Raw genomic sequence first — 22,065 nt, 5'->3', positions numbered from 1 at the left:
TTTAAGCCGACACATTTAAATCGCCTGCCAAGTAAACCTTTTATTACCTAAGACGAAATTCCGTATTATGACTGAACAATATAATGCTGGGGCCATTGAGGTTCTTAATGGTTTGGAGCCAGTACGTCGCCGACCAGGGATGTATACGGATACAGCGCGCCCAAACCACTTGGGCCAAGAAGTCATCGACAACAGTGTCGATGAAGCGCTAGCCGGACACGCTTCAAAGGTTCAAGTAATTTTACATGCCGACCAATCACTTGAAGTGATCGATGATGGTCGTGGCATGCCTGTAGATATCCACCCTGAAGAAAAAGTTTCAGGGGTTGAACTGATACTATGTAAGCTGCACGCTGGTGGTAAGTTTTCCAATAAAAACTACCAATTTTCAGGTGGCTTACACGGTGTTGGTATCTCGGTAGTAAACGCGCTGTCTAAGCGTGTTGAAGTGACCGTTCGTCGTGATGGGCAAGTGTATGAAATTGCATTTGAACATGGCGAGAAAGTATCTGACTTAACGGTGACTGGCACTTGTGGTCGTCGCAACAAAGGTACCAGCGTTCACTTCTGGCCGGACACGAAGTATTTCGATTCAGCAAATTTTTCTGTTACACGCCTAGTCAATAACCTACGAGCAAAAGCGGTTCTTTGTCCTGGCTTAGAGATTACCTTTAGCGATAAGGTAAATGGCAAAGATTACAGTTGGTTATATGAAGATGGCCTGAAAGACTACCTAGCTGAAGGTGTCAAAGGGTACACGGTTCTACCAGAAGAACCTTATACCGGTGAGTTTTCTGCTGAAACAGAGGCTGCTAACTGGGCCGTGATCTGGCAACCAGAAGGTGGTGAGCTGATCACCGAAAGTTACGTTAACTTGATTCCAACGGCACAAGGCGGTACTCACGTTAACGGCCTACGCCAAGGCTTGCTCGATGCAATGCGTGAATTTTGCGAGTTCCGTAATCTGTTACCGCGTGGCGTGAAACTGACGGGGGATGACGTTTTCGATCGTTGTTCTTACGTGTTGTCGGTGAAAATGCAAGATCCGCAGTTTGCTGGTCAAACTAAAGAACGACTCTCTTCACGTCAGACGGCGGCATTCGTTTCTGGCGTCGTTAAAGACTCATTTAGCCTGTGGTTGAATGAAAAGCCTCAGTTAGCTGAGCAACTGGCGGAAGTCTGTATCGCCAACGCACATCGTCGTATGCGTGCGAGTAAAAAGGTTGTGCGTAAAAAAGTCGCTTCTGGCCCTGCTTTGCCAGGTAAGTTAACCGACTGTTCAGTTCAGGACTTAAACCGCACTGAAATCTTCTTTGTCGAAGGTGACTCGGCTGGTGGTTCTGCTAAACAGGCGCGTGATCGTGAGTTTCAAGCTGTGATGCCGCTACGAGGTAAGATCCTGAATACTTGGGAAGTCTCGCCTGATCAGGTTCTCGCGTCTCAGGAAGTTCATGACATCTCTGTGGCATTAGGTATCGATCCTGATACCGAGAACTTAGACGGTCTTCGCTACGGTAAAGTTTGTATCCTTGCCGATGCGGACTCGGATGGTCTTCATATCGCCACTTTGCTATGTGCATTGTTTACACGCCATTTCCGTTCGCTAGTTGAAGCGGGGCACATCTATGTCGCGATGCCTCCACTGTATCGTATCGACTGTGGAAAAGAGGTTTTCTATGCGCTTGATGATGATGAAAAAGAAGGCATTTTAGAGCGTTTGTCGAAGAAGAAAGCCAAAATCAACGTGCAGCGATTCAAAGGTCTGGGTGAAATGAATCCACTTCAGCTACGTGAAACGACCATGGATCCCAACACTCGTCGTTTGGTTCAGTTAACGATTGACGATAGTGAAGCAACGATGGAAATGATGGATATGCTGCTAGGTAAGAAGCGAGCGGATGACCGTCGCTCTTGGTTGCAAAGCAACGGCGATATGGCAGAGGTTTAACGAATGTCGACAGAAATTACATATGATGGCGTTGAACAGTTGCCAATGCGCAAGTTCACTGAAGACGCTTATCTAAATTACTCAATGTACGTAATCATGGATCGTGCTTTGCCATACATTGGTGATGGTTTAAAGCCGGTTCAGAGACGTATCATTTACGCAATGTCAGAGTTGGGTCTCTCAGCCTCTGCTAAGTACAAAAAGTCAGCTCGTACCGTTGGTGACGTGTTAGGTAAATATCACCCACATGGTGATTTAGCATGTTATGAAGCTATGGTTCTTATGGCTCAGCCATTCTCTTACCGCTACCCATTAGTGGATGGTCAAGGTAACTGGGGTGCGCCAGATGATCCTAAATCGTTCGCTGCGATGCGTTATACCGAAGCTAAACTATCTAAGTTTGCTGAGGTATTGCTAGGAGAACTAGGGCAGGGTACGGTTGAGTGGCAGCCTAACTTTGACGGCACAATGAAAGAGCCGCAAATGTTGCCAGCACGTTTGCCTCATATTCTACTCAATGGCGTAACAGGTATTGCTGTTGGTATGGCAACGGATATTCCACCTCACAACGTACGTGAAGTGGCGGATGCAACGATTCATTTGATCGATAATCCAAAGTCAGAACTTGCCGATATCATGAACTTTGTTAAAGGTCCTGACTATCCGACTGAAGCAGAGATCATTTCTCCAAAGGCAGATCTAGATAAGATTTATCGTACTGGACGAGGCAGCATTAAGATGCGTGCGGTCTGGCACAAAGAGGGCAATGAGATTGTCATTACCTCTCTTCCTCACCAAGTGTCAGGTGCCAAGCTTCTAGAGCAAATCGCTGGCCAGATGCGTGCGAAAAAACTGCCGATGGTTGATGATCTTCGTGATGAATCTGATCATGAAAACCCGACACGAATTGTTGTTGTACCGCGTTCCAACCGAGTGGATAGCGATCAGTTGATGAATCACTTGTTTGCATCGACGGATCTAGAAAAGAACTTCCGTGTTAACCTAAACATGATTGGTCTTGATAACCGTCCTCAGGTTAAAGGATTAGTTCAGATTCTCTCTGAGTGGATCGAGTTCCGCCGTACAACTGTTCGTCGCCGTCTACAGTATCGATTAGATAAAGTTCTTGCTCGACTACACATCTTAGAAGGTTTGTTGATTGCCTATCTAAACCTTGATGAAGTGATTGAGATTATCCGTACTGAAGATGATCCAAAAGCCGTGCTGATGGCACGTTTTGGCATCACTGATATTCAAGCCGATGCGATTCTAGATACCAAACTTCGTCACCTAGCCAAGCTAGAAGAAATGAAGATCCGTGGTGAACAAGAAGAGCTCGAAAAAGAGCGTGACAAGCTAGAGTTACTGCTAGGTTCTGAGCGTCGTCTTAACACGCTACTTAAGAAAGAGATTCAAGCTGACGCTGAAAAATACGGCGATGACCGTCGTTCACCTATGGTTGAACGCGCTGAAGCGAAAGCGTTGACTGAAAGAGATCTTGTGCCTAGTGAACCAATCACGGTTGTTCTTTCTGAAAAAGGCTGGATTCGTCACGCGAAAGGTCACGATGTTGATGCGGGTACACTGAACTACAAGTCTGGTGATAATTACCTTGCCCATGCGCGCGGTAAGAGTAACCAGCAAGCGGTATTCCTAGGCAGTGATGGACGTAGCTACTCACTAGAGTCACACTCGCTACCATCTGCACGAACTCAAGGTGAGCCAATTACAGGACGCTTGAACGTCAACGCAGGGACGAGTATTCGTCACGTTGTGATGGGTGAAGAAGATCAACTGTGGTTAGTTGGTTCGGATGCCGGATATGGCTTTGTGTGTAAAGGCAGTGACCTATTGTCGAAGAACCGCAGTGGTAAAGCATTAGTGAGCTTACCTCAAAACTCAGAGGTACTGTTACCAAAAGCGATTGGAGATCTGGATAGTGATGAGATCTTAGCCATCACGAACCAAGGGCGTATGCTGCTGTTCCCGATCAAAGATCTTCCTCAGCTTGGCAAAGGTAAAGGTAACAAGATCATCAACATACCGGCGGCAAAAGCCAAAGATCGTGAAGAGTTTGTTTCTCACTTGATTGCTCTACCACAACAGAGCACCGTTACGCTCTATGCAGGTAAACGCAAGCTCGGTCTTCGACCATCGGATCTTGAAAACTTCCGTGGTGAAAGAGGACGACGTGGTGGTTTACTACCTCGTGGGTTACAAAGAGTGACGCGGATTGAAATTGAAACCGCTGGCTCTAGCGACATAGAGCCTGATGTTCAAGAGTGATAAAAAAAACCATGCATTGCATGGTTTTTTTTCTTATCCAATTAGAATGACCATCAAGGTTATTCGCGGGTATCTTCTTTTATCGTCACTTTAAGTGTCTTCTCTTGTCCTTTATGCAGGATCAGCACATCAACGACAGTACCAGGACGAAGTTCGGTGACTATGTCCAAGACGCTCTGGCGGCCATTAATTTTTTGTCCGTCAATCTTGAGAATAATGTCTTGTTCTTCAAAACCAGCTTCCGCTGCTGGGCCGTTAGGATCAACCCCAAGAACCACAATTCCACCGAGATGTTCGCTACCTAACAGGCGAGAGGTCACCGAGTTAATATCTTGCCCGTCAATGCCGATATAGCCGCGAATAACGCGACCGTCAGCAATAATTTTCTGCATTATTTTATTGGCGAGTGCAAAAGGAATCGCAAAAGAGATACCGTAGGTTTCCAACTCCGTTGCCTGCTGGAATGAAGCAGTATTGATACCGACTAATTCACCTTGAGTATTGACCAAGGCCCCTCCAGAGTTACCCTCGTTGATCGCAGCATCTGTTTGAATAAAGGCTTGATGTCCGTCTGCACTAATTGAAGAACGACCTGTCGCTGAAATAATGCCGAATGTGGTTGTTTGGCCGAGGTTATATGGATTTCCAATAGCTAAAACAACATCACCGACTTTTGGCGAGTAGTCTGGATTCAAAGGAATGACGGGTAGGTTTTCGCCTTCGACACGAAGTACGGCAATGTCTGTACGTCTGTCTTTACCAACCAGCTGTGCCGCGGCTATCCGACCGTCTTGTAAAGCCACAATGATTTGGTCTGCTTGAGCAACAACATGATAGTTAGTAATGATGTAGCCTTTTTCACTAACAATGACTCCCGATCCAAGTCCCTGTGTGAGTAATTTCGAACGGTCTTCTTCGGTGTACTTACGGCTATAGATATTGACCACGGCAGGAGCCGCTTTACGGACGGCTTGATTGAATGAAATCTGTACCTGAGTGCTATCAATATTGCTGGTTTGTACCGTGGCAGGAACAAGGTTGGAACGCAAGGATGGAACCGCGAGCAATAGCAGGGCAGCGGTAGCGAGCCCCAAACCTACAGATCGCAATACGAATTGCAGCATGCTTTCCTCATCAATAGTCATAAAGTGTTTTAGTCGGTGAAGAATAGCATTAGATGAGAAAATAACAAAAGGACAGCGGGTTGAGCAGCTGTCCTTTCAAAGCGATATCGCGTTTTGAGTGAAATGTTATTTAACGAATAACAAGGTAAATGCTTCGTTCACCACGCTGAATGTTGAGTGCAAGAACACCTGACTGTTTCTCAACTATTTTTCTAAACTCCGCTAAGTTCTTCACTCTTTGACGGTTTACACCGATGATAATGTCATCCTTTTGCAGCTGATAAGCTTCGGCGTTGGAGCCTTTTTCGACGGTTGACACCTTAACACCCTGCACTTTATCACTGGCCATTGTGTTGGTGAGCTCTGCCCCTGCCAAACCTTCATGAAGTTTGTCGGCTGTGGTTTTAACATTGGTTTGCGCACCAAGGGTGACATCAAAAGACTTCTGCTTACCATCTCTGACGACACCTAGCGTTACCTTTTTACCAGCACCCAGTGTGGCGACTTTAGCTCGAAGTTCGCTAAATGAGTTAATTGCCTTATCATTTACCGAAACGATCACATCGCCAGCCTCAATGCCGGCTTTATCGGCTGCACTGTCTGGTACCACTTGGCTAACAAACGCACCTTTACTTGATTCATAGCCTAAGGCTTCTGCAAGTTCAGAGGTAATCTCACCGCCTTGAACACCAAGCATACCGCGCTTTACTTCACCAAATTCTAAGATTTGGTCAGTGAGGTTATTCATCATATTGGAAGGAATCGCAAAACCTATCCCGACGTTACCACCATTTGGTCCAAGAATTGCGGTGTTGATACCAATCAACTCACCCTTCAGGTTGACCAAAGCACCACCAGAGTTACCACTATTGATCGCTGCATCGGTTTGGATAAAGTTTTCGAAGTTCTCAATGTTTAGACCACTGCGACCCAGAGCAGAGACAATACCAGACGTCACGGTTTGACCAAGACCAAATGGATTACCAATCGCAACAGTGAAATCGCCGACTCGCAACTTGTCTGAATCTGCAATCTTGATTTCGGTAAGATTTTTCGCTTTTTCGAGCTTTAACAGGGCAACATCAGACATCTGGTCGCCACCGACCAACTCTGCGTCATATTCTCTGCCATCGTGAAGTTTGACACGAATTTTTTCTGCACCATTAATCACGTGGTAGTTAGTCACAACATGACCTTGCTTGGCATCGATAATCACACCAGAACCTAAACCACGGAATGGCCTTTCTTGCAGTTGTTCAGTTGGAAAATCAGGACCGAAGAAAAAGCGAAACTGTTCAGGAATTTGTTGGCGAGACACTTGAGTGCCTTCAACTGAGATACTGACTACCGCGGGAGTGACTTTCTCAAGCATCGGAGCGAGGCTTGGCAGTTGTTCACCATCAACCGTAAACGGTAAAGCAGCAGTCGCTTGCATTGGCGTGATGATTGAACTTAGGCTTAGAGAGAGAACGGTTAAGGCAAGCAAAGGTTTTTTCATCGGATACTCCTATATAGTTAAGCCCCAAAAATTCAAACGTTTATACGTTGAAGAAGAATTAAAGGGGCACTTATCGGAATTTAAGACTCAAAAAACGATGTAAAGTTCATCACAAAAGAAAGATTGGGTTATGACGCTTTAGCGGAGACCACGTCTTGTGAGTCTAGAATTTCTTTTTTCTGGTCTTGTAGTAATCCAGTTGAACCTGCTGCGTAGTCTTTTGGAGCTTCGCTAAGAGGTTGAACCGTAGAATCAGAATCGAAAACGTGAGAATCGACCTCTGATTGTTGACTAATCTTCTTGATAAACGGATTGTCTTGTTCAGGAAGATTAGGCAGTAACTGCGCAGAGGTTTTAGCCATGTGTTGATAAAGCTTAGTGTACTCTTTACCTAGTGAGTCGAGCATTTCAGCAGACTGTGCAAAATGATCAGCAAGATCTTGTTTTTGCTGCTCTAATTCAAATTTGGCCTTATCCAAATCTTTCTGAACGTTCTTCTGCTTCTTATATCCGGGCGTCGTAAGACGTGAAATGACAGCGCCTAAAAGCATCCCAACAAGCAAGCCTACAAGGGCGTAAATCCAAGGCATAATTGCTCCTTATCATTGTTATTTAACATGTTTTTTACTGGTTAGTTACACATGTTCAAATCACATGGTACTATGAGTGCTTAAGCCAATAAAGAAAAATGCATGTGCTCTACATAGCAGTTTAACAGTCTTCTTCATTAGGTATCGAAGCGATGACGCCACTAGAAATCTATAATAAAGATATAAAAGAACACGGTTTTCAGAAAGATGCTGCTCAGTTACAAGCGGTAACTGCCTTAGATAAGCTCTATCATGAATTCATTGAATACCTAGAAACCCCGATAGAAAAACCATCAGGGTGGAAAACTTGGTTCAGTAATAAACAGCCTAAGCTTCCAGAATCGCCTAAAGGTCTTTATTTCTGGGGTGGGGTTGGGCGTGGTAAAACCTATCTAGTTGATACCTTTTTCGATGCACTTCCAACCGAAAAAAAAATGCGAGTTCACTTTCACCGCTTTATGTACCGCGTACATGATGAGTTGAACGCACTTGGGGATGTCAATGATCCACTTGAGTTGGTTGCTGATAAATTCAAGGCAGAAACCGAGATCATCTGTTTTGATGAGTTTTTTGTTTCAGATATTACCGATGCCATGATTTTGGGGACTCTGTTTCAGGCACTGTTTAAGCGTGGTGTCATTCTGGTTGCGACATCAAACATTCCGCCACAAGACCTTTACCGAAACGGATTACAGAGAGCTCGATTTCTCCCTGCGATTGCACTGATTCAGGCCAATTGCGTAGTACTCAATGTGGATAGTGGTATTGATTATCGCTTGAGAACGCTAGAACAAGCAGAAATCTATCACTCCCCCCTCGATGAGCAAGCCAATAAGAACCTTTGTCACTACTATGAGCAACTGGTTGGCGAAGGTAAAAAGGGGGTTAGTGTCATAGACATAAACCACCGTCAGATTGAGGTGGTGCAAGCGTCGGAAGGTGTGCTTCACGCTACCTTTGCTCAGTTATGTAAATCTGCGCGTAGCCAGAATGACTATATAGAGCTATCGCGTATTTACCACACCGTGCTATTGGCTGATGTTCAGCAGATGAACGCGAGCATTGATGATGCAGCTCGCCGCTTTATCGCCTTAGTCGATGAGTTCTACGAGCGTAACGTTAAGCTTATCATCTCGGCTGAAGTAGAATTGGAGGCTCTTTATGCGGGTGGTTTACTTGAGTTTGAGTTCAAACGTTGTCAGTCGAGATTGATTGAAATGCAAAGCCATGATTATTTGGCGAAAGAGCATTTAGCTTAGCGAGCTTGTGGTTAAAGGGGTGAGCTTGAAAAAAATGAAATTTTTATCCAAAAAAAGGTGATTTTTTCAACTGACTTCTCTATAATCCTGCGACCCACCGTTACTGCAGACCTTGATTATCGAAGGTATTTCGACATAACGGGTCGAGAGTGCCAACCACTCGAAGGGGTGTTGACTGGACTCTTAGTCAGTGGGAGCAAGCTTGCTCCTTAAGTGTAAATTTAAATATTGAACGGGTTATTATTAGCATGAAAACTTTCGTTGCTAAACCAGAAACTGTAAAACGCGACTGGTACGTTGTAGACGCTGAAGGTAAAACTCTTGGTCGTCTAGCAAGTGAAATTGCATCTCGCCTACGTGGCAAACACAAAGCTGAATACACTCCACACGTTGACACTGGTGATTACATCATCGTTGTAAACGCGGAGAAAGTTACTGTAACTGGTAACAAGGCTAAAGGTAAGATTTACTACCGTCACTCTGAATTCCCAGGCGGCCTAAAATCAATCAGCTTCGAGAAGCTAATTGATCGTAAGCCAGAGATGGCTCTTGAGCTAGCGGTTAAAGGTATGCTACCACGTGGTCCTCTTGGCCGTGCTATGTACCGTAAGCTTAAAGTTTACGCTGGCGCTGAGCACAACCATGTTGCTCAACAACCACAAGTACTAGACATCTAATCGGGGATTTCGAAAATGGCAGAGAATCAATACTACGGCACTGGCCGTCGCAAAAGCTCAGCTGCGCGTGTTTTCATCAAACCAGGCAGCGGCAACATCGTAATCAACAAGCGTAGTCTTGATGAGTACTTCGGTCGTCCAACTTCTCGCATGGTTGTTAAACAACCTCTTGAGCTAGTTGAACTAACTGAGAAACTAGACCTATACGTTACTGTTAAAGGTGGCGGTATTTCTGGTCAAGCTGGTGCTATCCGTCACGGTATCACTCGCGCTCTAATGGAATACGATGAGTCTCTACGTCCTACTCTACGTGCAGCTGGTTACGTTACTCGTGACGCTCGTTGCGTTGAACGTAAGAAAGTTGGTCTACGTAAAGCACGTCGTCGTCCACAGTTCTCTAAGCGTTAATCTTTTTTCGAAAAGATTCGCTTCCAATGCTTGCATTGGATGTGGCACCAAAAAGCCTGGCATTATGTCAGGCTTTTTTGTTTTTCCGCTCCAAAAAAATCCTTTGTCACCCGTACTTACTGTTTGATTTGTCGTACTTACGCAGCTTTTGTGACGTCACTGGCGATTCGCCTCACAAATGTTACAAAAAGGTAGCTTTATCTTGTCAAAAAGTAGGGTTTTATTTATCATTTGCCATCAAATAAATACAACTAAATTCGTATTTTGTTAGCCATGCTCTTTAAGCGGAATAACAATAATCCACAAGGAGCAAATGGGAGAATGTTTGGATGAGCAATGCGCCTTTAAATAACGGTCGCAGACGTTTCTTAACTGCTACAACAGCTGTTGTTGGTGGTTTAGGAGCAGCTGCTGTCGCCGTTCCTTTTATTAAATCTTGGAACCCAAGTGAAAAAGCCAAAGCTGCGGGTGCCCCTGTTGAAGTTGATATCGGTAAACTTGAAGAAGGGCAGATGGTACGTGTCGAGTGGCGTGGTAAACCTGTATGGGTTGTACGTCGTGCACAAACCGTAGTCGATGGACTGAAAGCAATTGATGGTCAACTACGTGACCCTGCATCTGGAGAAGAACAGCAGCCAACTTATGCTCAAAACGCTTACCGCTCAATTAAGCCTGAGTATTTTGTCGCTGTTGGTATCTGTACGCACCTTGGTTGTTCTCCAACCTATTTACCTGACAGTTTTGCTGAACAAGTTCAGGGTGTTAAGTCTGGTTTCTTCTGTCCATGTCACGGCTCTAAGTTCGACATGGCTGGTCGTGTATTCCAAGGTGTACCAGCACCACTTAACCTAGTTGTTCCAAAACACATGTACCTAAGTGATACCAGAATCCTTATCGGTGTTGACGAAGAAGGGGAGGCATAATGCAAGCTCTACTTGATTGGGTAGAAAAACGCATACCCGCAATGAATGCGTACAAGAAGCACCTTTCTGAGTACCCGATGCCAAAGAACTTTAACTTTTGGTATCTATTTGGCTCGCTAGCGATGCTTGTATTGGTCAACCAAATCCTAACGGGTATTTGGTTAACAATGAACTACGTACCGTCTGGTGATGGCGCGTTTGCGTCAATCGAATACATCATGCGTGATGTTGAGTACGGTTGGTTGTTACGTTACATGCACTCAACGGGTGCTTCGGCATTCTTCGTTGTTGTTTACCTACACATGTTCCGTGGCTTAATCTACGGTTCTTACCAGAAGCCTCGTGAGCTACTATGGATCTTCGGTATGCTAATCTTCCTCGTGTTGATGGCAGAAGCATTTATGGGCTACCTACTACCATGGGGTCAGATGTCTTACTGGGGTGCACAGGTAATCATTTCTCTGTTTGGTGCCATTCCTGTTATCGGTGATGATCTAACACTTTGGATTCGTGGTGACTACGTAATCTCTGGTGCGACGCTTAACCGTTTCTTCGCTCTACACGTTATCGCACTACCAATCGTACTATTGCTGTTGATCGTTCTACACGTTCTAGCTCTGCACGAAGTGGGTTCAAACAACCCTGATGGTATTGAAACTAAGCTGCCAAAAGGCACGATGGGCGACGATTACCAGACACAGTTTAAGTTCCACGACTACTACACTAAGAAGTACGATATCATCGACTCTATTCCTTTCCACCCATACGGTACGGTTAAGGATATGGTCGGTGTAGCAGGATTCTTGTTCCTATTCTGTTACGTGTTGTTCTTCAACCCAGAAATGGGCGGTTACTTCCTTGAGCCACCTAACTTTGAAGCAGCGAACCCACTGAAAACACCTGAGCACATTGCTCCTGTATGGTACTTCACTCCGTTCTACGCGATTCTGCGTGCGGTTCCAGACAAGCTATTAGGTGTTATTGCAATGGGTGCGTCGATTGCGGTTCTATTTGTACTACCGTGGCTAGACCGTTGTCGCGTGCGTTCTTACCGCTACCGCAGTAAGTTCCATTTATTCAACATCATCCAGTTCACGATCAGCTTTATCGCGTTGGGTATTCTTGGTGCGCTTCCAGCAACACCAACGTACACGCTACTAGCTCAGATCTTCAGCTTAGCTTACTTCATGTTCTTCGTACTGCTGTACTTCTACAGTAAGAACGAAGCGACTAAGCCACTACCAGAAAGGGTGACATTCAAATGAAAAAATGGATTGTAATTTTATTTGCAATGCTGCCTTCATTGGCAATGGCAGCGGGTGCGAACGTACCACTAGATAAAGCAAACAACGATCTGAGTGACCAAGCTTCATTGCAAAACGGTGCAAAGCTGTTTATGAACTACTGTTTTGGCTGTCACTCAGCTCAATACCAACGTTACGAGCGAGTTGGTCGTGACATCGGTATTCCTCTAGATTTGCTAAAAGACAATTTAATCTTCGACTCAGAAGCAAAAGTGGGTGACTTGATGGAGAACGCAATTCCAGATAAGTCAGCGGCGAAATGGTTCGGTGCTCCACCGCCAGATCTAACACTTGTTGCTCGTGTTCGTGGTACAGATTGGCTATACACTTACCTACGTGCTTTCTACGAGGATCCAAGCCGTCCGTTTGGCGTGAACAACATTGTTTTCCCAAGCGTTGGTATGCCTCACGTTCTTGAAGAGCTACAAGGTATTCCTAAGCCAGTGTATGAAACGCACTTAGTTGATGGTAAAGAAGTGACGAAAGTTGTTGGTGTAGAAGCTGATGGCAGCGGTGAGCTTAACCGTGAAGAGTACGACAATGCAGTTCGCGATTTGGTGAACTTCCTTGAGTACTCAGGTGACCCAGTGAAGCTTGAGCGTCACGCTCTTGGCTGGTGGGTTATGGGCTTCTTAATCATCTTTACAATCGTTGTCGTATTGCTGAAGAAAGAGTATTGGCGTGATGTGCACTAATTGTGCTACGATACTGTGCTAATTCCCAAATTTTTAACTTAACAATGGAGGCTTAGCCTCCATTGTTTTTATTTTGTAAGTGTGCTGGAGGGCTCCATGGCTGTAGCTGCCAATAAACGTTCTGTGATGACTCTATTTTCAAGTGCATCTGATATGTATAGCCATCAGGTTCGTATTGTTCTAGCAGAGAAAGGTGTAAGTGTAGAAGTAGAGCTTGTTGATGAAGCAAATCTACCTGCTGAACTTATCGAACTTAATCCATATAAGACAGTACCAACACTTGTTGACCGTGAACTAGCGCTTTACGACTCAAAGATCATCATGGAATACTTAGATGAGCGTTTCCCTCATCCGCCATTGATGCCTGTATACCCAGTCGCTCGTGGTAACAGCCGTCTAATGATCTTCCGTATCGAGAAAAACTGGTACACGCTTGCTGAAAAGATTGTAAAAGGCACTGCTGATGAAGCAGAAGCTGCCCGCAACAAACTGCGCAACGACCTGCTAACTCTAGGCCCTGTTTTCGCTGAGTATGAATACTTCATGAGCGAAGAATTTAGCCTAATCGACTGCTACCTAGCACCATTGCTATGGCGTCTGCCTCAACTTGGTATTGATCTAGTTGGTCCAGGTTCGAAAGAGCTTAAAGTTTACATGAATCGTGTATTTGAGCGTGATTCATTCCTAGCTTCTCTAACGGAAGCTGAACGTGAAATGCGTCTAACTCGTTAATTGGCGAGAAGATGGATATTGTCAATATGACACCACGCCGACCATATATGCTTCGTGCGTTTTATGATTGGTTGGTGGATAACGATTTAACGCCGCATGTCGTAGTGGCAGCAGAACTGCCTGGTGTCCGAGTACCGATGGAGTTTGTTCAAGATGGACAAATCATCCTAAATATTGCTCCTAGAGCGGTGGGTAACTTGGAACTAGGAAACGAAGCGATCACCTTTAATGCTCGTTTTAGTGGTCGTCCTCATTCTGTTATCGTCCCTTTGTATGCTGTTCAAGCTATTTATGCCCGTGAAAATGGTGCAGGTACCATGTTTGAACCTGAAGAAGCTTACATGGGCGAATATGAAGAAGAAGGGATTTATGAGGAACAAGATGAAGAGAACTCTTTGTCTGTTGCTGACGAGAGTGCGGAACGAGAGTCCCTCAACTCTGATGATGAGCCTCCAAGACCGACCAAAGGGCGTCCAAGCCTAAGAGTAGTCAAATAAAAAAGCAGCGCTAATGCGCTGCTTTTTTTATCTCAATTTGTTGTGCTTAGCCCTGTTGGTGAAAGGCACGTACCACCTGTTTTACACCAGATATGTTGCGCGCTAACTCGGTTGCAATGTCAGCATGTTGTTGAGAAACATAACCGAGTAAGAATACTTCTTTGTCTTCGGTGATCACTTTAATTTTTACGCCGTTAAGCTCCGAGTTCGCCAGTAAAGCGGATTTCACTTTCGTCGTTATCCAACTATCGTGGCTAATCTCGCCCACAGACAACGGTGCTTTAACACGCAGTTGATTGTGAATGTTTTTAACGCCTTTGATTTTACGTGCTTGCGATTCAAACTCTTGCTTGAGTTGATCGCTGTTTGCCTGTCCCATCAAAACTACGGTGCCGTTGTATGAACTGGCAGTAATACGGGCATTGCCTCTGAATGGGGGCTTGTTACCAATACCCGCGACTTCAAACTCAATATTATTATCGTTCCAGATCTCTTGCGTTGTTCGAGGGTCAATAACGATTGCTGCTGTCGTTGCTGCGCCAGCAACAAATAGACCAGCGCATCCGGTGAGATTGAGTAGCAATAGAGATAACAGTAGAGGTTTAAACCAATTCATCATTTAGTCTTCGTGTGCAGGAAACAATACTTGGTCGATAAGATCGCATAAGCAGTGTAGCGTCACCATATGAACTTCGTGAATTCTTGCTGTTCTGTGAGATGGGATCCGAATCTCCACATCGTTCTCACCCAATAACCCTGCCATTTCACCGCCATCCTTGCCTGTTAAGGCGATGATAGTCATGTCTCTTGTCACCGCAGCTTCCATCGCCTTGATGATATTTTTGCTATTCCCGCTGGTGGAAATAGCCAGCAGAATGTCACCAGTCTGACCAAAGGCGCGAACTTGCTTAGAGAAAATCTCTTTGTAGTGATAGTCGTTTGCGACCGCGGTAAGAGTCGTGTTATCGGCGGTTAAGGCCATTGCAGGTAGGCTAGGGCGCTCAGTTTCAAAACGGTTTAAAAGACAAGAAACAAACTGTTGTGCGTTCGAGGATGAGCCACCGTTGCCACAACACAGGATCTTGTTGCCATTAAGAAGACTAGCAACCATAGCTTGTGCGGCATGTGTAATGGCATCAGGCAGTGCTTCTGCTGCGGCAATTTGAATTTGAATACTTTCAGTAAAACTGTCTTTAATGCTGTCTAGCATCGATTATCCTTGAGTTATTACGTTTTTGAGCCATTCGATTTGGTGGCCATGGTTATGAATCGCCACCAAGTCAAAGCGAAAATCTGTCGAGTAAACGGATAAGCCGCTCTTCATTAGCCATACATTTGCGGTTTTTATTAGCTTGCGTATTTTGCTAGGCGTGACAGTCTCCGCAGCATGTCCGAACGATTGGCTTTTACGATAGCGTACCTCAACGAAGACGATAGTTGTACCATCGCGCATAATGAGGTCTATCTCGCCAGCTTTGGCTAGGAAGTTTCGCTCAATTAATGAGAGGCCGCAACCAGTAAGATACTTTTGTGCTGCGGCTTCGTAGTGTTGTCCGTGCTCTCTTTTATTGGTTGGCACTATGCTCCGCCCAACTTATCTCGCGCTGTACGACGCAGTTCTCGTCGATACTTAGCAAGCCAGTATTTCCCTCGATAGAGTAGCCTTGAACGACTTTCATTTGAGGTAGATGTTCCATCAAACGGTAAGCATCCATACCTAGGGCTTGCAGGCGCTTCTCTGCGTTAGAATCTTTCGGCCACAATTTATCCATTTGAGCTTTCAAGCTTGCATCTGGTTGAATTAATAGTGGAATATCACTGTACATCACACCGGTTAGATCTTCGTACTGCTGACGGCCACTATTGCTGCGTGAGTTAGAATAGAGCTTCGGTGGGAGCGTATCTGGGTTAATCGCTACTTCAATAAATGGTTTGATTAATGTTAACTCAGCACTGCTTGCAACGATGTAGACCGCATCGACATCGCGGCGACTGCGTGGTTGGCTTTCCAGCGGGATACTAAGTAAAGATTCCATCTGAGCAATGTGTTGCTGGCTATCTTGCAAACCGAATACTTTATTGATGTCACGTTGCAGTTGGCGTTTATCACCAAAGAGGTTTACCGCCACCTTGTTATCACTGTATTTGCTCCACTCTTGCTTAAACGCATCCACGACACGTGAGCCTAAACGTCCATTAGGAGCAAGGATGAGCGGGTATTGGTAGCCTTGTTTAGCTAAATGTTTTGCTGCTTGAGCAACTTCTTGCTCAGGTGAAAGGGCGAGATAGCAAGTGTTGTTTCCCGCTTCAACATTATCAGGGATGTTAAGCGCAAGCATCGGTAAACTTGAAGTAAAGCTTGCTTGAGCTTGTTGCAGTTTCTCAATGTTCTCTTTAAGTAACGGGCCTACAACTGAATCAATTTGCTTTTCAACTAAGGTCGACTCTAATTCAGCTACGCTTGTTGCATTGGTATCGATCACGGTGAGCGTTGCGTTAGGATCTCGTTCCTTGTCATTCATCATCTCTAGGATGAAGCCGTCGCGAATTAGCTTAGCTTGTTGAGCAAACTTGCCACTAAGTGGTAGCAGTAGCGCTGTGTTGACGGGTTTAATGAGTTCAAGAGACAAAATTTCATTAATTGCCTGCGGAGTGTATAGCGATGCAGGGTGAGTTGGATTAGCCGCTAACCACTGTTCTAAGCTGCTTTTCAACTGCGGTAGGTTGCTCGCATAGTTCTTGGTGAAGCCAGTCACTTCAAGCCAGCCAGCGATAACAGGGTCAGTCTCTTGTTGCTTGAAGGTGTCAAGTTGAGTTCCGGTGTATTGGCCTAAATTGTTCCAGATACTTTGTGCCACAAAAGCTTGCTCACTTTCAGGTAAGTAACCGCTGCTTAACGATAGTTCACGAGTGGCATTGAAAAAATCACCTTGTTTTGTGAATAGGGAGGCGCGAAGTTGGTGGTAGCTTAGCCACTGCTCATCGGCAAGTTGCCACGATGGTCTGAAATTAAGTTGTGAGAGCGCTTCTTGGTGCTGATTTTGAGCAACAAGTAGTTCTGCACGAGCGAGTTGCCATTCGGCTTGCTGCATATCGGTTAAGGATTGACGAGCTAAACGCTTCATCAATAGCTCCGCTTGAGTTGCGTCTCCAGCATCGATAGAGGCTTTCAGTGCCATGATTAGCCAATCATTTTGTAGGCTTCCTTGGCTGCTATCAGCACGCATCAGATAGGTCTGGATTGGCTGATTTGGGTCGAGGGTAATATCGACACTTGTTGGCGCCTTTGGAGCAGAAGAACACGCTGCCAATGTGACAGCAAGTGCTACAGGAGTCAGTAAGCGTGTTACACTGAGACGCTTGTGGTTTTTCATGGCCATGAGCTCTTTGTTAATTCCGTATAAAATTGTGTCTATATTAATCGTTGAAGTGATGGTAAACAAATGACAGATAACAAAACCTTACTAACTGAGGTTCCTACCCTTTATATCGTACCTACACCCATTGGCAATCTGGGCGATATTACTCAGCGAGCGATTGAAGTGCTATCTAATGTCGATCTTATTGCCGCAGAAGATACACGTCATACAGGTAAGTTGCTTTCTCACTTCAATATTCAAACTAAAACTTATGCTCTCCATGATCATAATGAACAGCAAAAAGCGCAAGTCTTAGTCGACAAATTGTTAGCTGGGCACTCAATTGCACTCGTTTCTGATGCCGGCACCCCATTAATTAGTGATCCAGGATACCATCTTGTCACGCAATGTCGTCAGGCGGGCGTTAAAGTTGTCCCACTGCCAGGGGCTTGCGCAGTGATTACCGCGCTCAGCGCATCGGGATTACCTTCTGACAGATTCAGCTTTGAAGGGTTCTTACCTGCGAAAAGCAAGGGACGAAAAGATAAGTTCCTAGAAATCGCCAAAGTAGAACGTACATGTGTATTCTACGAATCCCCTCACCGCATCCTAGATTCACTTGCGGATATGCTAGACATTTTGGGGCCTGAGCGAGAAGTTGTTCTTGCCCGTGAACTGACCAAAACCTTTGAGACTATTCAAGGCATGCCACTGGGTGAATTGGTGGAATGGGTTAAAGCTGATGAGAATCAGCAGCGTGGTGAAATGGCGCTGTTGATTCATGGTTACCGTTCGAGTGAAGAAGAGACTTTACCAGAGGAAGCGACTCGCACACTGGCGATTTTGACCAAAGAGTTACCCCTTAAAAAAGCCGCCGCATTGGCCGCAGAAATATACAACCTGAAGAAAAATGCGCTGTATAAGTGGGGGTTGGAGAACTTGAGTTAAGAGTTGAGACATTGGAGTCGAGAATCAAGAAGAAGCCGCTTTAGCTCTAGCTTTCCATTGCTCGACTCTCGAAGGGCAGCGTTCTTGCCTCGCGAAGCAACGTATTCTGTCTGTTCCTTGACCACTTAACGCCTCGTTTGCATCATATTTGTGATCTCGCTAGACACTTAGTGGATTAGTCTATACAATCCGCCCTCGGAGCTGACTGGGTAGTCGCTGCTTTGTTGATGTCCTTCGGGAGACTGACGTTGAGGTCCCTTTGGGAGACTGACGTTGACGTCCTTCGGGAGACTGACAGAGGGGAGGAAAGTCCGGGCTTCATAGAGCAAGGTGCCAGGTAACGCCTGGGGGGCGCAAGCCTACGACAAGTGCAGCAGAGAGAAGACCGCCGATGGCCCTAGGGCACAGGTAAGGGTGAAAGGGTGCGGTAAGAGCGCACCGGACGACTAGTAATAGTTCGTAGCAGGGTAAACTCCACCTGAAGCAAGACCAAATAGGCCTCCACATTGCGTTGCTCGCGTAAGGAGGCGGGTAGGTTGCTCGAGCCAGTGAGCGATTGCTGGCCTAGACGAATGGCTACCGCCGCGCAAGCGGAACAGAACCCGGCTTATGTGTCGGCTCCACCTATTCGAGACCCATCGTAACTTTGTTGTTATGATGGGTTTTTTGCTTTTAATTGACCAAATTTATTTCCGAACCATTAAACTTGGCGCTAAATCACGAGTTCTCATGTGCTAATAGTGGCGATACGCCGCTAAATCAGTACACTGGAGAATCTGAATCCGTCAATGCGACAGCCACATGAGATAACTATGACCGAAGCATTTAAACACATATCCGTACTCCTGCATGAATCGATTGATGGCTTAGCAATAAAGCCTGACGGTATCTATATCGATGGTACATTCGGTCGTGGCGGTCATAGCCGTACGATATTGTCTAAGTTGGGCGAAAATGGTCGCCTTTACAGTATCGACCGTGACCCACAAGCTATCGCTGAAGCAAACAAAATTGACGATCCTCGCTTTACCATTATTCATGGTCCTTTCTCTGGTATGGCGGACTATGCCGAAGAGTATGGATTGGTTGGTAAAGTGGATGGTGTTCTGCTGGATCTGGGTGTTTCTTCTCCTCAACTTGATGACGCTGAGCGTGGTTTCAGCTTTATGAAAGATGGTCCGCTGGATATGCGAATGGATCCAACGTCTGGTATCCCGGTTTCACAATGGCTGCTGGAAGCTGACTTGGATGATATTACTTGGGTTATCCGCGAGTTTGGTGAAGATAAGCATGCGCGTCGCATTGCTAAAGCGATCGTTGCTTACCGTGAGAACGAAGAGAACGAGCCTCTGACGCGTACCAGTCAGCTAGCCAAATTGATTTCAGACGCAGCACCAAAAAGTTTTAAAGAGAAAAAGCATCCAGCCACACGTGCTTTCCAAGCCTTCCGTATTTACATCAACAGTGAGTTAGAAGAAATTGATACGGCGCTAAAAGGTGCAGCGAAGATTCTTGCGCCACAAGGTCGACTATCAGTGATTAGCTTCCACTCTCTGGAAGACCGCATGGTAAAACGCTTTATTCGTAAAGAGAGTAAAGGACCAGAAGTACCTCACGGTATTCCAATGACTGAAGAGCAGATCAAAGCTTTAGGCAGTGCGAACTTAAAAGCGGTTGGTAAGGCAATTAAACCGTCAAAACAAGAAGTTGAACACAATGCACGTTCACGCAGTTCAGTGCTACGTATTGCAGAAAAGCTATAACAAACCATGAGTAAGTCAACGCCCAATCTCGCTAAGCTGATTGCACTCGATCTTTTGAGTGTTGGTCGTGTACCGCTAATCTTCCTCTTGATGATTTTTGCTAGTGCGATGGGGGTGGTATTTACGACTCACCACACACGCCAAGCCATTACCGAAAAAGATCAGGCCTTAGTTGAACGTGAGAGGCTTGATAATGAATGGCGTAATTTGTTACTTGAAGAAACCGCATTAGCCGAGCACAGTCGCGTACAAGCCGTGGCAAAACAAGAGCTGGAAATGAAGCGTCCAGATTCCGATAAAGAAGTCATTATTAACCTCCCATGAGCAAGAAAGAAAAACACGCTGAGCCGAAAGCCGAGCCGCAGCCAACTCATCTTATCCGTTGGCGATTCTATGTAGTGCTATTTTTTGTTTTTTGTGCCTTTGCAGCACTTGCTGGTCGTATCGCTTATATCCAAATTATTGAACCTGATAACTTGATCAAGCAGGGGGATTTACGTTCGGTTCGAGCCAAAACGCTGCATTCAGCTCGCGGCATCATTTCTGATCGCAATGGTGAACCTTTAGCGGTGAGTGTGCCTGTTGAGGCGGTTTGGGCTGACCCGGTGGCCATTTTCAAAGCGGGTGGTCTAGACGATATAAACCGTTGGTATGCACTCGCTGACGTGTTAGGCGTTAAGCGTCAAAGCCTGATCGATAAGATTAATGACAACAAAGACCGTCGCTTTATCTATCTTCAGCGTCAGGTTAGTCCTGCAATGGCGCATTACATTCGCGAATTGAAACTTTCAGGCATCGGACTAAAGGCTGAGTCAAGACGTTACTATCCAGCAGGTGAGGTAAGTGCCCACTTAGTGGGGGTGACTGGGATTGATGGTCATGGTCTTGAAGGTGTTGAGCGCAGCTATGACAAATGGCTGACTGGTGAAGCCGGCAAACGAATTATTCGTAAAGACCGTTATGGACGCGTGGTAGAAAACATCTCTTTGGAAGAACGTGAAGAAGGTAAGCCGTTAGAGCTGACGATTGATCAACGTATTCAAGCGATCGCGTTCCGAGCCATTAAGCAGGCGGTTGCTGACTATCGTGCAACCTCGGGTTCTGCCGTTATCCTTGATGTGAAAACGGGAGCCGTCTTGGCGATGGTGAATGCTCCGTCTTACAACCCAAATAATCGTTCAGACCTTCAGTCTGCCAAAATGCGTAACCGAGTGATTACCGATGCGTTTGAACCTGGTTCAACGGTGAAACCTTTTGTTGTTTTGGCGGCTTTAGAGAACGGCGTTGCCGATGACAAAACGGTGATTGATACCGGTGACGGCATCATGCAAATTGGCGGAAGCCGTGTCCGTGATACCTCAAAAGTCGGTAAGGCTGACTTAACCATCATTCTTAAAAAGTCGAGTAATATCGGGGTGGCTAAACTGGCGTTAGAAATGCCACTCGAAGCCTTGTTAGGTATGTATAGTTCGGTGGGTTTTGGTGAAGTGTCAGGGCTCAACCTAGTTGGTGAAACACAGGGGATTTTCCCTAATCGTCGTCGCTGGTCAAAATTTGAAATCGCGACTTTATCATTCGGTTATGGTCTCACTATCACGCCTCTTCAATTAGCCCATGCTTATGCCACATTGGGTAATTTAGGTCAGTATCAGCCCATTCATATCATCGAGAACAATCAGCAAGATCTGTCAAAACAAGTTATCGATAGAGAAAATGCTCGAAAAGTACTGGCGATGCTAGAAACGGTCACACAGCCTGGCGGTACTGCGACGAAAGCAGCCGTACCTGGTTACCGAGTTGCCGCAAAAACAGGTACTTCACGTAAAGCGATAGCGGGCGGTTATGGTGATGAATATTTTGCCTATACCGCGGGCGTAGCGCCAGCCAGCGATCCAAGAGTCGCTTTGGTTGTGGTGGTCAATGAACCACAAGGTGATAACTACTACGGTGGTTCTGTAGCGAGCCCCGTCTTTGCTGAAATATTAAAAGGGACGTTACAGATATTGAATGTAGCGCCTGACGAAAACAAATTTAAACAAGATTAAGTGAGTTTG

At 45.7% G+C, this 22,065-nt stretch carries 21 protein-coding genes and 1 other RNA gene; 15 read left to right on the top strand and 7 right to left on the bottom strand.

Annotated elements, in window-relative coordinates; genetic code table 11:
• Nucleotides 1–67: 67 nt before the first annotated feature.
• Together parE and parC are read left to right on the top strand one after the other, a co-directional pair.
• Complete coding sequence (gene parE / locus QTN94_RS04745; protein ID WP_138972538.1) at nucleotides 68–1,948, top strand: DNA topoisomerase IV subunit B; 1,881 nt, start codon at nucleotides 68–70, stop codon at nucleotides 1,946–1,948.
• Nucleotides 1,949–1,951: 3 nt separating this feature from the next.
• The gene (gene parC / locus QTN94_RS04740) at nucleotides 1,952–4,234 is read left to right on the top strand and encodes a DNA topoisomerase IV subunit A (RefSeq protein WP_331427061.1); all 2,283 of its coding nucleotides are present in this window, start codon (nucleotides 1,952–1,954) and stop codon (nucleotides 4,232–4,234) included.
• 59 nt (nucleotides 4,235–4,293) lie between these two features.
• Here parC and degS read toward each other — a convergent pair whose 3' ends face one another.
• The 3 genes from degS to zapG all read right to left on the bottom strand — a co-directional run bounded on the left by degS (nucleotide 4,294) and on the right by zapG (nucleotide 7,446).
• Nucleotides 4,294–5,358, bottom strand: coding sequence for an outer membrane-stress sensor serine endopeptidase DegS (gene degS, locus QTN94_RS04735; protein WP_331416214.1), 1,065 nt, complete (start codon nucleotides 5,356–5,358; stop codon nucleotides 4,294–4,296).
• A 130-nt stretch (nucleotides 5,359–5,488) separates the two neighbouring features.
• Nucleotides 5,489–6,856, bottom strand: coding sequence for a DegQ family serine endoprotease (locus QTN94_RS04730; RefSeq protein WP_331427060.1), 1,368 nt, complete (start codon nucleotides 6,854–6,856; stop codon nucleotides 5,489–5,491).
• A 128-nt stretch (nucleotides 6,857–6,984) separates the two neighbouring features.
• Nucleotides 6,985–7,446 (bottom strand): Z-ring associated protein ZapG, encoded by a 462-nt coding sequence (gene zapG / locus QTN94_RS04725; protein ID WP_331427059.1) that lies wholly within the window; start codon nucleotides 7,444–7,446, stop codon nucleotides 6,985–6,987.
• A gap of 152 nt (nucleotides 7,447–7,598) precedes the next feature.
• On the opposite strand from zapG, the gene zapE reads away from it, so the two are divergent.
• From zapE to sspB, 8 genes are all read left to right on the top strand, one after another.
• Nucleotides 7,599–8,705 (top strand): cell division protein ZapE, encoded by a 1,107-nt coding sequence (gene zapE, locus QTN94_RS04720; RefSeq protein WP_331416216.1) that lies wholly within the window; start codon nucleotides 7,599–7,601, stop codon nucleotides 8,703–8,705.
• A 248-nt stretch (nucleotides 8,706–8,953) separates the two neighbouring features.
• The gene (rplM, locus tag QTN94_RS04715) at nucleotides 8,954–9,382 is read left to right on the top strand and encodes a 50S ribosomal protein L13 (RefSeq protein ID WP_138972532.1); all 429 of its coding nucleotides are present in this window, start codon (nucleotides 8,954–8,956) and stop codon (nucleotides 9,380–9,382) included.
• 15 nt (nucleotides 9,383–9,397) lie between these two features.
• The gene (rpsI, locus tag QTN94_RS04710; protein WP_005436094.1) at nucleotides 9,398–9,790 is read left to right on the top strand and encodes a 30S ribosomal protein S9; all 393 of its coding nucleotides are present in this window, start codon (nucleotides 9,398–9,400) and stop codon (nucleotides 9,788–9,790) included.
• Between the two features lie 329 nt (nucleotides 9,791–10,119).
• Nucleotides 10,120–10,713 (top strand): ubiquinol-cytochrome c reductase iron-sulfur subunit, encoded by a 594-nt coding sequence (gene petA / locus QTN94_RS04705; RefSeq protein WP_138972531.1) that lies wholly within the window; start codon nucleotides 10,120–10,122, stop codon nucleotides 10,711–10,713.
• Nucleotides 10,713–11,978 carry a cytochrome b gene (locus QTN94_RS04700; protein WP_006877361.1) on the top strand — a complete coding sequence of 422 codons (1,266 nt, stop codon included), beginning with the start codon at nucleotides 10,713–10,715 and terminating at the stop codon, nucleotides 11,976–11,978. Before petA ends, QTN94_RS04700 begins: the two co-directional genes overlap by 1 nt.
• Nucleotides 11,975–12,712 carry a cytochrome c1 gene (locus QTN94_RS04695; protein ID WP_331427057.1) on the top strand — a complete coding sequence of 246 codons (738 nt, stop codon included), beginning with the start codon at nucleotides 11,975–11,977 and terminating at the stop codon, nucleotides 12,710–12,712. Before QTN94_RS04700 ends, QTN94_RS04695 begins: the two co-directional genes overlap by 4 nt.
• Before the next feature lie 96 nt (nucleotides 12,713–12,808).
• Nucleotides 12,809–13,444 (top strand): stringent starvation protein SspA, encoded by a 636-nt coding sequence (gene sspA, locus QTN94_RS04690; RefSeq protein ID WP_331416218.1) that lies wholly within the window; start codon nucleotides 12,809–12,811, stop codon nucleotides 13,442–13,444.
• Nucleotides 13,445–13,455: 11 nt separating this feature from the next.
• Nucleotides 13,456–13,941 carry a ClpXP protease specificity-enhancing factor gene (gene sspB, locus QTN94_RS04685; RefSeq protein WP_138972528.1) on the top strand — a complete coding sequence of 162 codons (486 nt, stop codon included), beginning with the start codon at nucleotides 13,456–13,458 and terminating at the stop codon, nucleotides 13,939–13,941.
• 46 nt (nucleotides 13,942–13,987) lie between these two features.
• Here the strand turns inward: sspB and QTN94_RS04680 are convergent, their stop codons facing one another.
• Genes QTN94_RS04680 through QTN94_RS04665 form a run of 4 tightly spaced genes read right to left on the bottom strand, consistent with a single transcriptional unit; the run spans nucleotide 13,988 to nucleotide 17,321 of the window.
• Entirely contained in the window at nucleotides 13,988–14,557 is a 570-nt protein-coding gene (locus QTN94_RS04680; RefSeq protein WP_331416246.1) for a BON domain-containing protein, read from the bottom strand.
• 3 nt (nucleotides 14,558–14,560) lie between these two features.
• The gene (locus tag QTN94_RS04675; protein WP_331416219.1) at nucleotides 14,561–15,151 is read right to left on the bottom strand and encodes a phosphoheptose isomerase; all 591 of its coding nucleotides are present in this window, start codon (nucleotides 15,149–15,151) and stop codon (nucleotides 14,561–14,563) included.
• A 3-nt stretch (nucleotides 15,152–15,154) separates the two neighbouring features.
• Nucleotides 15,155–15,520: a YraN family protein gene (locus QTN94_RS04670; protein ID WP_443088781.1), complete on the bottom strand. Its 366-nt coding sequence runs from the start codon at nucleotides 15,518–15,520 to the stop codon at nucleotides 15,155–15,157.
• Nucleotides 15,507–17,321: a penicillin-binding protein activator gene (locus tag QTN94_RS04665; protein ID WP_331427056.1), complete on the bottom strand. Its 1,815-nt coding sequence runs from the start codon at nucleotides 17,319–17,321 to the stop codon at nucleotides 15,507–15,509. The genes QTN94_RS04670 and QTN94_RS04665 overlap by 14 nt, the downstream gene beginning before the upstream one ends.
• Nucleotides 17,322–17,384: 63 nt before the next feature.
• On the opposite strand from QTN94_RS04665, the gene rsmI reads away from it, so the two are divergent.
• From rsmI to QTN94_RS04640, 5 genes are all read left to right on the top strand, one after another.
• Nucleotides 17,385–18,248, top strand: a complete 864-nt coding sequence (gene rsmI / locus QTN94_RS04660) for a 16S rRNA (cytidine(1402)-2'-O)-methyltransferase (RefSeq protein WP_138972524.1) — start codon at nucleotides 17,385–17,387, stop codon at nucleotides 18,246–18,248.
• Between the two features lie 197 nt (nucleotides 18,249–18,445).
• Nucleotides 18,446–18,874: RNase P RNA component class A (gene rnpB, locus QTN94_RS04655), an RNA gene on the top strand.
• 186 nt (nucleotides 18,875–19,060) lie between these two features.
• Nucleotides 19,061–20,011 carry a 16S rRNA (cytosine(1402)-N(4))-methyltransferase RsmH gene (gene rsmH / locus QTN94_RS04650; RefSeq protein WP_138972523.1) on the top strand — a complete coding sequence of 317 codons (951 nt, stop codon included), beginning with the start codon at nucleotides 19,061–19,063 and terminating at the stop codon, nucleotides 20,009–20,011.
• 6 nt (nucleotides 20,012–20,017) lie between these two features.
• Nucleotides 20,018–20,335 carry a cell division protein FtsL gene (gene ftsL, locus QTN94_RS04645; RefSeq protein WP_138972522.1) on the top strand — a complete coding sequence of 106 codons (318 nt, stop codon included), beginning with the start codon at nucleotides 20,018–20,020 and terminating at the stop codon, nucleotides 20,333–20,335.
• Entirely contained in the window at nucleotides 20,332–22,056 is a 1,725-nt protein-coding gene (locus tag QTN94_RS04640) for a penicillin-binding transpeptidase domain-containing protein (RefSeq protein WP_331427054.1), read from the top strand. The genes ftsL and QTN94_RS04640 overlap by 4 nt, the downstream gene beginning before the upstream one ends.
• Nucleotides 22,057–22,065: the final 9 nt, after the last annotated feature.

The sequence above is a fragment of the Vibrio sp. M250220 genome, assembly GCF_036533795.1.
Classification (GTDB): Bacteria; Pseudomonadota; Gammaproteobacteria; order Enterobacterales; family Vibrionaceae; genus Vibrio.
Note: the sequence above shows the minus strand (reverse complement) of the source record. Positions and strands in the feature narration are given on the sequence as shown.

Bases quoted from the DNA above. Each gene is read 5' to 3' on its own strand.
- parE (WP_138972538.1), top strand. From the start codon at position 68: ATGACTGAACAATATAATGCTGGGGCCATTGAGGTTCTTAATGGTTTG.
- parC (WP_331427061.1), top strand. From the start codon at position 1,952: ATGTCGACAGAAATTACATATGATGGCGTTGAACAGTTGCCAATGCGC.
- degS (WP_331416214.1), bottom strand. From the start codon at position 5,358: ATGCTGCAATTCGTATTGCGATCTGTAGGTTTGGGGCTCGCTACCGCT.
- QTN94_RS04730 (WP_331427060.1), bottom strand. From the start codon at position 6,856: ATGAAAAAACCTTTGCTTGCCTTAACCGTTCTCTCTCTAAGCCTAAGT.
- zapG (WP_331427059.1), bottom strand. From the start codon at position 7,446: ATGCCTTGGATTTACGCCCTTGTAGGCTTGCTTGTTGGGATGCTTTTA.
- zapE (WP_331416216.1), top strand. From the start codon at position 7,599: ATGACGCCACTAGAAATCTATAATAAAGATATAAAAGAACACGGTTTT.
- rplM (WP_138972532.1), top strand. From the start codon at position 8,954: ATGAAAACTTTCGTTGCTAAACCAGAAACTGTAAAACGCGACTGGTAC.
- rpsI (WP_005436094.1), top strand. From the start codon at position 9,398: ATGGCAGAGAATCAATACTACGGCACTGGCCGTCGCAAAAGCTCAGCT.
- petA (WP_138972531.1), top strand. From the start codon at position 10,120: ATGAGCAATGCGCCTTTAAATAACGGTCGCAGACGTTTCTTAACTGCT.
- QTN94_RS04700 (WP_006877361.1), top strand. From the start codon at position 10,713: ATGCAAGCTCTACTTGATTGGGTAGAAAAACGCATACCCGCAATGAAT.
- QTN94_RS04695 (WP_331427057.1), top strand. From the start codon at position 11,975: ATGAAAAAATGGATTGTAATTTTATTTGCAATGCTGCCTTCATTGGCA.
- sspA (WP_331416218.1), top strand. From the start codon at position 12,809: ATGGCTGTAGCTGCCAATAAACGTTCTGTGATGACTCTATTTTCAAGT.
- sspB (WP_138972528.1), top strand. From the start codon at position 13,456: ATGGATATTGTCAATATGACACCACGCCGACCATATATGCTTCGTGCG.
- QTN94_RS04680 (WP_331416246.1), bottom strand. From the start codon at position 14,557: ATGAATTGGTTTAAACCTCTACTGTTATCTCTATTGCTACTCAATCTC.
- QTN94_RS04675 (WP_331416219.1), bottom strand. From the start codon at position 15,151: ATGCTAGACAGCATTAAAGACAGTTTTACTGAAAGTATTCAAATTCAA.
- QTN94_RS04665 (WP_331427056.1), bottom strand. From the start codon at position 17,321: ATGGCCATGAAAAACCACAAGCGTCTCAGTGTAACACGCTTACTGACT.
- rsmI (WP_138972524.1), top strand. From the start codon at position 17,385: ATGACAGATAACAAAACCTTACTAACTGAGGTTCCTACCCTTTATATC.
- rsmH (WP_138972523.1), top strand. From the start codon at position 19,061: ATGACCGAAGCATTTAAACACATATCCGTACTCCTGCATGAATCGATT.
- ftsL (WP_138972522.1), top strand. From the start codon at position 20,018: ATGAGTAAGTCAACGCCCAATCTCGCTAAGCTGATTGCACTCGATCTT.
- QTN94_RS04640 (WP_331427054.1), top strand. From the start codon at position 20,332: ATGAGCAAGAAAGAAAAACACGCTGAGCCGAAAGCCGAGCCGCAGCCA.